Genomic DNA, 9,625 nt, shown 5'->3' with positions numbered 1-9,625 from the left:
GTGAATTGCTGCTTTTTCATTTTATGACATTTGAAATTAAACTTTTTGTCTAATTACTTCATGTCTTAATTTCAGGGAAGCTTACAATTTCAGGGAAGCTTACAGGCTACACTTTATATCTGGTGTTAATGGTCCGGCGTCCTCCACACCGAAATACTCATTTGCTTGGTAATGAAAGTATTTGGCGATGTAACGTTTGATCCTTGAGTGGTTTACGTTAAATTCTAGCATTTATTGGTGAAAGTAAAAAATCCTGTCCTTATAAAAGACAGGATTCATATTATAATGTCGGCATGAATTCTCTCAACTGCAAAGTATTTGTTTCACCCAATCCTCTGAGATATTTCAATGTAACTGTCAGGCTTGAATGACCTAGCAATTGCTGGACAATGTGTGCGTCTTTAGTTTGTCTGTAAACTTTAACGGCACCTGTATGACGGAAGGAGTAAAGAGTTTGGTTCTTTTGTATCAGTTTCGCCTTTAACATCTGACTTTTTGCTCTACTCCATTGTGTTCTGAAGTAATCAAAATTTACGGGAGTAGGTTCTCCAGAGAATAAATAATGATTAGGTTCTGCACAATTATCTATATAAGGAAGTAAAACCTCGTAAACGTAGTCCGGGATATGAATCACTCTGACCTTTTTACCCTTATTTTCGTCACCTGAGAGAAATATTTTTTGTTCCTTTATCTGGTACTTTTGCAATAAACGAGCCTCTTCATGAGGCCGAACGAAGCATCCGTAAGTCAGCAATGCCACAGTGTAGAGCTTATGATAATTTTCTTTCAAATAGCCTAATATGGCTTTCATTTCTTCAGCCTCATAAGTCTGATGTAATATCTCTGCGTATTTCTTACGAGGTGTTTTAGCTATCGTGCCAGGAACAAGGACGTTCAAATACTGTCTTTTGTTCATGTAGTTTCGATTCGACGAATTGAACTTGTCAAGAAATATGAGGAGTCGCTGTGTTTCCAGTTGCTCGAGAGTAGCCTTTTTCTCATATTTCGTCAGGAACTTCAAAATTTTGTCCCCGAGGGATCTGATTGCTGCCTGATAGGTTCTGCTATAATTTCCTGTTGAAATGGTATTCAGCTTGTTAGTGATAACCTGTTCCAAAGTCATTTCTTTCTGAGGAACAACTTTCTGACCTGTAAATGGATTCCAATTATCTTCGAGAGCTTTGGCAAATTCTGTTTTCAACTCTTGTAAAAGCAGAGTTCTCTCCTTCGCAGTATTTGCTCTGTTAGGGAAAATTTGTAATGAGAGCTTACTTCCGTTGTATTCCCTCAACCTTTCACCCCTATAATAAAATTCGATGTAGTATCTGTTATTAGCCTTTTTGATCTGTGGTTTGGTGTACATTTGGCGCACTATTTGGCGCACTTAAGGCTTAGAAACAACAAAAGCCACCCTAAAGTGGCTTATTGCAGTAGCGGGGAGCAGGATCGAACTGCCGACCTCAGGGTTATGAATCCTGCGCTCTAACCATCTGAGCTACCCCGCCTTGTTATCTACGTTATTACTTTATACTAATCCTATTTAATTAAGCAGTTGAACTGCCGTCCGCCTCGGGCGGATATGAATCCTGTTCCGCCTTGGGCGGATACCCCGCCAAAATTATTTTCTCTTAATTGGTTATGTTTTAACTAATTGTCGAATGCAACAATTATCTTGTCAATCAAACCCCCTTTTTAAAGAGAGTTGCAAATATAGAGGAAATTACTTTTCTTTAGAAACTAATCATAAAAAAATCGCCTCACAAGATCAAATAATTACAGGATGTCAGAAAAGAAGAAGTTTAATGTTGAGTATGAAGTAAAATCATCTCCTAAGATATTATTTGGTTTTCTTAACGAACCTAACGGTTTAGCGCAGTGGTTTGCTGACGACGTGACGTACCGCGACCAGGTTTATACCTTTACCTGGGATGGTGAACAGCAGAAGGCGAAACTGTTGTCGATCAAGGAGAATAAGCTGGTTAAGTTCAAGTGGCTGGATGATGAGCCTCATTGCTACTTTGAAATGGAAGTAGTTCAGGACGAACTGACGAATGATGTTGCCCTTTCCATTACCGACTTTGCCACAGAAGATACCATGCAGGACCGGAAACTTATCTGGGATAATCAAATTCAATACCTCATCAGCGTGCTGGGTGCTTAGGGAATAAATTTTCCCTATTTTTACACCTAATGAAGAAAGTCCATTTATTAGTGTTTAAGGCTTTTATCAGGCCTTTTATCGTCACCTTTTTCATTGTGATGTTCATTTTGCTGATGTTATTTTTGTTTAAATACATCGACGATCTGATTGGGAAGGGTTTTGAATGGCACGTGATCTTGCAGCTGCTGCTTTATGCTTCGGCTACCAATGTTGCCATGGCGCTCCCCCTTGCCATCCTCCTTTCATCTATTATGACTTTTGGCAGCCTGGGCGAGAACTATGAGTTGGTGGCTATTAAGTCGGCCGGCATTTCCCTGCAGAAGGCCATGATGCCGCTGATCATCACTGTGGGGATACTCGGCATAGGTGCATTTCTCTTTTCGGATTATATGCTTCCCAAAGCTAACCTCAAAATGGGATCTCTCTTATATGATGTCAGAAATCAAAAAGCTGCCTTCCTGATCAAGGAGGGTATTTTTAATAATAGTATCCCGGGCTTTGCCATCCGTGTCAGGAAGAAAGATCCGGACCAGACCTTGCATGATGTCATGATCTATAATCGTAACGCCAGCAATGGGAATCTGAGTACCTTATTGGCGAAGGAAGGCCAGATGTTCATGACCGACGATAACCAGATGCTGGTGCTTAAACTCAAGGATGGTTACCGCTATGAAGAAAGCCCTGGCACATCGGGGAATTATAATCCGCGGCAGCGTCTAATGCGCACCATATTTAAGGAGACTGAACAGAAATTTGATCTGTCGAGCTTCCAGATGAAGCGAACCGACGAGGAGCTGTTCAAAAATAATTACGCCATGATGAGCCTCCGGCAGCTTAAGTTTTTCCGGGACTCCTTCGAGCACAAGAACGACAGTAATATCAGGTCGACCTACCATGATCTGACCTTGCTGGCAAAGACGTATCGCACGGATTCATTAGGTAAAAAAAGCGCGGCAAAGCCGATAAAAAAATACCGGAATGTGCTGGAGCTAATACCTGCCAACAAGCAATTGCAATCGGTGCAGAGTGCCAAGGACCAGATCCGGACGGTTAAGGATATAGTAGGGCGGAAGCAGATGTATACGGAAGACAACAAGGTCCGTATCAGGGGCTTCCTGATCGAACTTAACCGGAAGTTTACGCTTGCTGTTTCCTGTATGGTGCTGTTCTTTATTGGCGCTCCTTTAGGCGCTATTATCCGGAAAGGCGGTCTTGGCCTCCCTGTGGTGATGTCGGTGCTGTTTTTCCTGATCTATCATATCATTTCTACTATAGGCGAGAAATCTGTTAAACAGGGTTCGCTCAGCCCTTCTATCGGAATGTGGGTGGCAATATTTGCACTGGCTCCGCTGGGTGCTTTTCTTACCTACAAGGCTACAGCAGACTCGGTGCTGTTTGATATTGATTATTATAAGAGGTGGTTTAAGCGTTTGTTTTCGAAAAAGGAAGGAGTTTGAGTAATAGGTAATAGGTAATAGGCAATAGGTGATAGGCAATAGGTTATAAGTAATTAGTGATGAGTGTCCGCTGAACGTACCTTTACTGACCAAGTGACTATTCTCCATTTACGGGTTTCCCATCACTACTGACCGATTACTTGGCGTAGCCACTGATTACTGATTACTGATCACTTATTGCATTCCCCTGACCTAATTCCTTTCCCGGAAATGACACTCCCAAACTATTTCCGTAATTTTGCGCTCAAATTAAGCGGAGCTAAAATCATAACCGCTTTATACCCACGATATGTTTAATACGATTGAAGACGCTATAAGCGATATAAAAGCAGGTAAAGTAATTATCGTTGTTGATGATGAGGACAGGGAGAATGAAGGCGACTTCCTTACCGCCGCTTCTAATGCAACACCTGAGATCATTAATTTTATGGCCACCCACGGCCGCGGTTTGATCTGTGCACCTCTTACCGAGGAGCGCTGCCAGGAGCTGAAGCTGGACCTGATGGTTGGTAATAACACGGCTGTGTTTGAGACTAATTTTACGGTATCGGTCGATCTCATCGGACATGGCTGTACAACAGGTATTTCTGCTTCCGACAGGTCAAAAACGGTTCAAGCTTTAATCGATCCTACGACAAACCCGGACGAGCTGGGCCGTCCCGGGCATATTTTCCCGCTCATAGCAAAAAAAGGTGGAGTGCTGCGCCGTGCAGGGCATACTGAGGCAGCGGTCGACCTGGCTGAGATGGCTGGCCTGGCGCCGGCCGGAGTATTGGTAGAGATCCTTAAAGAAGACGGGGAAATGGCGCGCCTACCGGACCTGCTTCTTATCGCCAAACAGTTTAAGCTTAAGATCATCAGCATAAAGGATCTGATATCCTACAGGCTGAAAACGGAATCCCTGATCAAAAAGGAAGTTGCAGTTAAGCTACCAACCCAATGGGGCGATTTCGAAATGGCTGCATATACGCAGATAAATTCGGGCGAGCAGCACCTGGCGCTTGTAAAGGGTAGTTGGGAAGAGGATGAGCCGGTGCTTGTCAGAGTGCATAGTTCTTGCATAACAGGCGATATATTTGGATCCTGCCGCTGTGATTGCGGTCCGCAGCTTCATAAAGCCATGGAGATGATTGAAAAGGAAGGGAAGGGCGTAGTTATTTATATGAACCAGGAGGGGCGCGGCATTGGGCTGATCAATAAACTTCACGCATATAACTTGCAGGAAAACGGCCTTGATACCGTTGATGCCAATCTCCAGCTGGGCTTCCCGATGGACCAGCGCGATTATGGGATCGGTGCGCAAATTCTGCGCAGCCTGGGAATTAAAAAGATGAAGCTGATGTCGAACAATCCGACCAAGCGCTCGGGTCTGATCGGTTATGGCCTTGAGGTAGACTCAAATGTGCCGATTGAGATACAATCAAACGAGCATAACGAGCTTTACCTAAAGACTAAGAGAGATAAAATGGGCCACACCATTATGAAGAACAGCTAGTTATTTTTCTTCAGGCTGGGTAATATCTTCCGGCTTGATCGCTTCGGTATTCTTAGGTTTATCCTGTTCTGGCTGGCGTTCTTCGCTTCTTTTCTGCCCGATCAGGAATGCAAGCAGCTCCCTGAGGTTGTCAAAATCTTTTCTGTATACCAACCCGAGTGCGCTGACATAAGGGCTGTTATTGTTGATGTTCAGGAAATTCCGGTTAGTAATTTTGTTTGATGCCCGGAGTACCAGGCTTCCGTCTTTTTTAATGAGGTACAGTGCTTCCACGTCGCGGGCTACGTTTGAGCTGCCAAAGAGCTGGAAGTCGGCGAAATCGTTTTCGCTTGTTGCCCGGTCGGTAATGCCGCCCGTAAGTATCAGCCTGTCGTTCAATAACCTGAATGTGGCGCTCGCATCATTGAACGAGCGGATATTAAAGTCGACGGTAGTCAGGTTCAGCGACTGGGCGATGATCGTATTCAGCTGGTTGAAGACAAGCTCAGTTCCGGCGTTTATGATGGTCGACTGCGCAGCCTCCAGTGAAGCACTTCCGCTTCCGTCGGCAAAGGAGCGCCTGACGATAAGGCTCAGGGTTTGCTGGTTGAGGTTGTTCTCATCGCCGAGGTAAGATTGAAGTTCATCCTTTACGTACGCATCACTCGGAAAGTTGATGTCAAATTTGATGACCGGTGTCAGCAGCGGGCCGCTAAGGTTCATCACCGCTTCTACCGGTACACGCTGATCCTGTTGAGTAGGCCGGTTAGCAGCACGGTATAAAGGAGCAAGACTGGCGCGGACGTCATAGATTGCTTTCAGGTTGATCTGTGCTTCCTGCGGGTTGCCCGTCCAGCGGATCGATCCGCCCTCGCTGATCTTAAAGATCTTATTGATAAAATCCTGCGCAGTAAAGTCGAACTTACCACTTGATATCAGGTAATCTCCGAACATTTCAAAATCGCCCAGGCTGGTGATCTTTAAGCTCAGCTGCGAATTTCCCCGGCCGGAGAGCTTTCCCATTTCCGTGAAGATGTTCACTTCCGAAGCCTCATCTACCTTGAGTGCAAAATTCATCGTTAAGCCCTTGAACGAAGTTTCCTTTGGCTTGTTCAGTGAGGAGTCTTTGGCAACAAACGTTATAAAATCGTTCTTGTTCACCGTGGCTGACGCATTCAGGGGGATGTTAAACACTGTTCCGGCCTTTGTTTCCGCGTCAATGTCGATCTTCATGTCGTTAGTCGGCCCGTTGAAATTAAATACTCCTGTGCCGTAGGCAACCCCGTAATATAGGGGGTTGTCTTTGGAGGTAGTATTTAACGCCATGAAATTATCAGCTACGATTGCAATGCGTATGTCGGGAATGTTCGGATTGGCCATGTCAACAGTGCCGTTCACCAATGCTTCATTACCCCTGATGTCTTTCAGGCGCAGATTAGTTAGCTTAATGATACTGTTTTCCACTTCCACATCGTCCGAGATGCGATAAGGCGTCTTCAGATAGTTAACCGTCATACCTGCGTCTATAAGCGACAGCCGGCCGTTGATCTGCGGATTGGTGAGCTTCCCGGTAACTTTCAGGTCGGCCGAGACCTTGCCTTTCATGTCCGAAACCAGGTTTTTTAGGAATGGCTGGAAAATAATAACTTCGTTATTATTCATCATGACGTTCATATCCAGCCGGTTCTGATCGGCATTAGCGTCATAGGTTCCGTCGATATCGAGGGTCCTTACCCCCTGGTTCTCAATGTCGACTTCTACATTGATCAAATTGGTCGCGTTATCCAGTCCTGCTGAAAGTGTAAGGTCGCCAATCAGAATGTTATTGTAGTGAAGGGTATCAATTTTGATCTCAGATTCCACATTCGGCTTATCCAGGATGCCTGCAAATTTTGCATCGCCGTTCAGCTCTCCACGCAACGAAATTCCCAGTGGTTTGGTCAGGGAGTTAAACGTAGTGAGCTTAAATTTATTAAAGCCTATCAGCAGTTCGTCGCCGGGGTTTTTGGAGATGATACCATCGATGGTAAGCATCTGGTTATCCCGAAACAGTTCGAAGCCGGTGATCTTGGTTCTCCTGAACAGGTTGAAATTATCATTAGGTCCCCTTCCTTCGTCGAAACTAAAGCTCACTTTCTCCTGGATCTTCCACACTTCGCGGTTGATGATGACATCCGACGGTAAAACACTCAGGCGGATCTTCTCATCGCCCGTCTCCGTAAATTCGATCAGTGAGTTTAAATCCAGCTGGTTGGTGGCATTCTTATCAGACAGCTTGATGTTGAGGTTCAGGCTATCGTTCCTCAGGATGTTTGCAATGTTGACGTTCTTAATATAAAGACTGTCGGTGATGTCTATCCTGTCGGAGGTTATGAATATGTTCATTGCGTCTGCCGAGGTGCTTTCATCAATGATCAGATTGTTAACTTTTATTTTATTGTACTCGATAAGTTTAATGAATCCATTCAGGTTAGCGATGTTCTCAGCGGAAACGAACTTGCCGTTGAAGTTTGCCTGCTCAGGGATCTTCAGCTGAGGAACGAGGAGCATGCTCAGGGGCTCAAAATATTTTATGTTCAGGCTGAACTCAAAATTCTGAGTGCCGGGCTTGACGTAATTGAGCCTGAGGGAGGGGATATATCTGGCGGCTACCGACTTGAAGTATGAGGGGAAGGTGTTGAGGTCGTACTCGCCCTTGATACTGGCGTCAAGGATGTCTGACTGGATCTTCAGCTCACGGTTTGTCCCTATGCCTACCGCCCGCAGGTTAACAGAATCGACCACAAACGAATTTTCAGTATTGGTCATCCGTATACTGTTGATATCAACTTCGCCCTCAATATTATCGAGGTTTGAGCCGGTGAAATTGGTCGTCAGGTCAGCATCGATCTGTACGGTATCTTTCGTGAAATTTAGAGTATGGAGGTTAGCACCGCGGATAACAGCGCTAAAATTAAATACCGGCAGCTTCGGGTTCAGGTCGATACTGCCATCAAAGTCCAGCTTAACATTCCTGTCATTGACTTTAATAATGCCCTTGAAAAGATTATTAATGAAGCTGCCGTTAACATTGATATTGCTGTAGCGATAGCCTTTATAGTCAAAATACCGGATACTACTTTTTAGTTTTTCTTCCAGCGAGTTCAGCTTAAATCCGCTGCCGTCAATATTTGCTACGAGGGTAGTTCGCCCGAGGTCCTTCCTGTCGAGAAGTTCGCCCAGGTTAAAGTCATAGGCCTTGACAACGCCTGTATACCTCGGATAGCCGGCAGGGCTGATCTTCATGTTGACATCGGTCACCACTCTTCCCAAACGGGTCTTGATCTCACCAAATGCAATGAAATCATTCATGAAACCAGTAAACCTTCCTTTAAAGCTTACGTTTCCGAATTTCGAGGCGATGGCTGGTATATATTGTTTTTTGGAACCGGTGGCCCTGGCAATGATCAGGTCGAGGTCCTTCTTATTGGTCGAGACCTGATCAAAGTTCAGATCCAGCATGGTGTTTTTAATTGAAGGGAGGCCTTTGATATTAAAATCACCCTTCAGATAGGTCGCCTGACCGCTCCTGACAGCGAGGTTCCGGGCCTTCAGGTCATTCACAAAACCGGACGCATCTCCGTCGAGCTCCAGGATTATGTTGGAGCTGGCCAGCTGGGGAGCAAAGTAGGTCACGTCAGAGCTGTTCACCTTCGCATTATTAAAATGCGCCTTCATATACACCTTGCTGATGAACTTCCCAAAGTCTTTGAACGTGCTGTATTTCATCAGAAGGTAGTCCGAAAGCCGGGTTGTCTGGGTTTCCAGCAATAGCTCCTTAAACTCCATCTGGTTGGTATCGATCGTTGCGTTTGTTGTCAGGTTCTTCAGATAGAAGCCACTCTTCTCCCGGAAGGTGAGATTACGGAATCCGGCCTTAACGAGGTGGTTCTTTGTGTCGAGATTCAGGATGCTGGTGCTCAGGGCACGAAGATCGATATCATTAAAATTAACCCCCTTGACGGGCTTGGTATTGTTGAAGTTCTGGTATTTAAAGGCAATATTATTGAGCACTATCTTATCGATAGTTACATCGTAGGGCCTCCTGGGTTTTGCCGAAGGAGTAGGGTCGCCGGTGTCGAAATAGTTAATGATAAACTCCACGTTCGTTGCGGAGTCGCGGTACTGCTTCAGGTGAAACTTTCCGTTATCCATCTGAATGGTATTTACCGATACTTTCCGCAGCTTGAGCGAGAGGAGGTTAAGATCCACGGTAAGCCTTGGGGAAAACAATAAAGTGTCTTTTTCCCGGTCTTCAATGTACAGGCTATCCAGGACAAGGGATTTAAAAGGCCTGACATACAAGCCGCCCACCTCGACTTTCGTCTGTAGCTTTTCAGACAGGTATTTTGCAGCTTTCTTGGCAAAAAATGTCTGTACCGTACGAAACTGGAGGGAAAAAATAAACACCGCTACCAGCAATATGAGAGTCGCCAGTATCCAAAGGGTTATTTTTAGAGCTTTTTTGATAAATTTGTATTTTTAGTCAGATAA

General features: G+C 45.0%; 5 protein-coding genes and 1 tRNA gene. 3 read left to right on the top strand and 3 right to left on the bottom strand.

All coding sequences use genetic code 11. The annotated features are described in order from the left end of the window. Positions 1 to 280: 280 nt before the first annotated feature. Entirely contained in the window at positions 281 to 1,363 is a 1,083-nt protein-coding gene (locus P2W76_RS13580; protein ID WP_276348368.1) for a site-specific integrase, read from the bottom strand. Between the two features lie 68 nt (positions 1,364 to 1,431). After that, positions 1,432 to 1,505: transfer RNA gene (locus P2W76_RS13575), tRNA-Met, on the bottom strand. A 275-nt stretch (positions 1,506 to 1,780) separates the two neighbouring features. Between P2W76_RS13575 and P2W76_RS13570 the strand changes: the two genes are divergently transcribed. The 3 genes from P2W76_RS13570 to P2W76_RS13560 all read left to right on the top strand — a co-directional run bounded on the left by P2W76_RS13570 (position 1,781) and on the right by P2W76_RS13560 (position 5,113). Further along, positions 1,781 to 2,161: an START-like domain-containing protein gene (locus tag P2W76_RS13570; RefSeq protein ID WP_276348367.1), complete on the top strand. Its 381-nt coding sequence runs from the start codon at positions 1,781 to 1,783 to the stop codon at positions 2,159 to 2,161. Positions 2,162 to 2,190: 29 nt separating this feature from the next. Next, a complete protein-coding gene (locus P2W76_RS13565) occupies positions 2,191 to 3,618 on the top strand; it encodes an LptF/LptG family permease (RefSeq protein WP_276348366.1) in 1,428 nt (475 codons plus the stop codon). A gap of 289 nt (positions 3,619 to 3,907) precedes the next feature. Beyond that, positions 3,908 to 5,113, top strand: a complete 1,206-nt coding sequence (locus P2W76_RS13560; protein ID WP_276348365.1) for a bifunctional 3,4-dihydroxy-2-butanone-4-phosphate synthase/GTP cyclohydrolase II — start codon at positions 3,908 to 3,910, stop codon at positions 5,111 to 5,113. Here the strand turns inward: P2W76_RS13560 and P2W76_RS13555 are convergent, their stop codons facing one another. Then, a complete protein-coding gene (locus P2W76_RS13555) occupies positions 5,114 to 9,541 on the bottom strand; it encodes a translocation/assembly module TamB domain-containing protein (protein ID WP_276348364.1) in 4,428 nt (1,475 codons plus the stop codon). Positions 9,542 to 9,625: the final 84 nt, after the last annotated feature.

This window comes from Daejeonella sp. JGW-45 (assembly GCF_029360805.1).
Taxonomy (GTDB): domain Bacteria; phylum Bacteroidota; class Bacteroidia; order Sphingobacteriales; family Sphingobacteriaceae; genus Daejeonella.
Note: the sequence above shows the minus strand (reverse complement) of the source record. Positions and strands in the feature narration are given on the sequence as shown.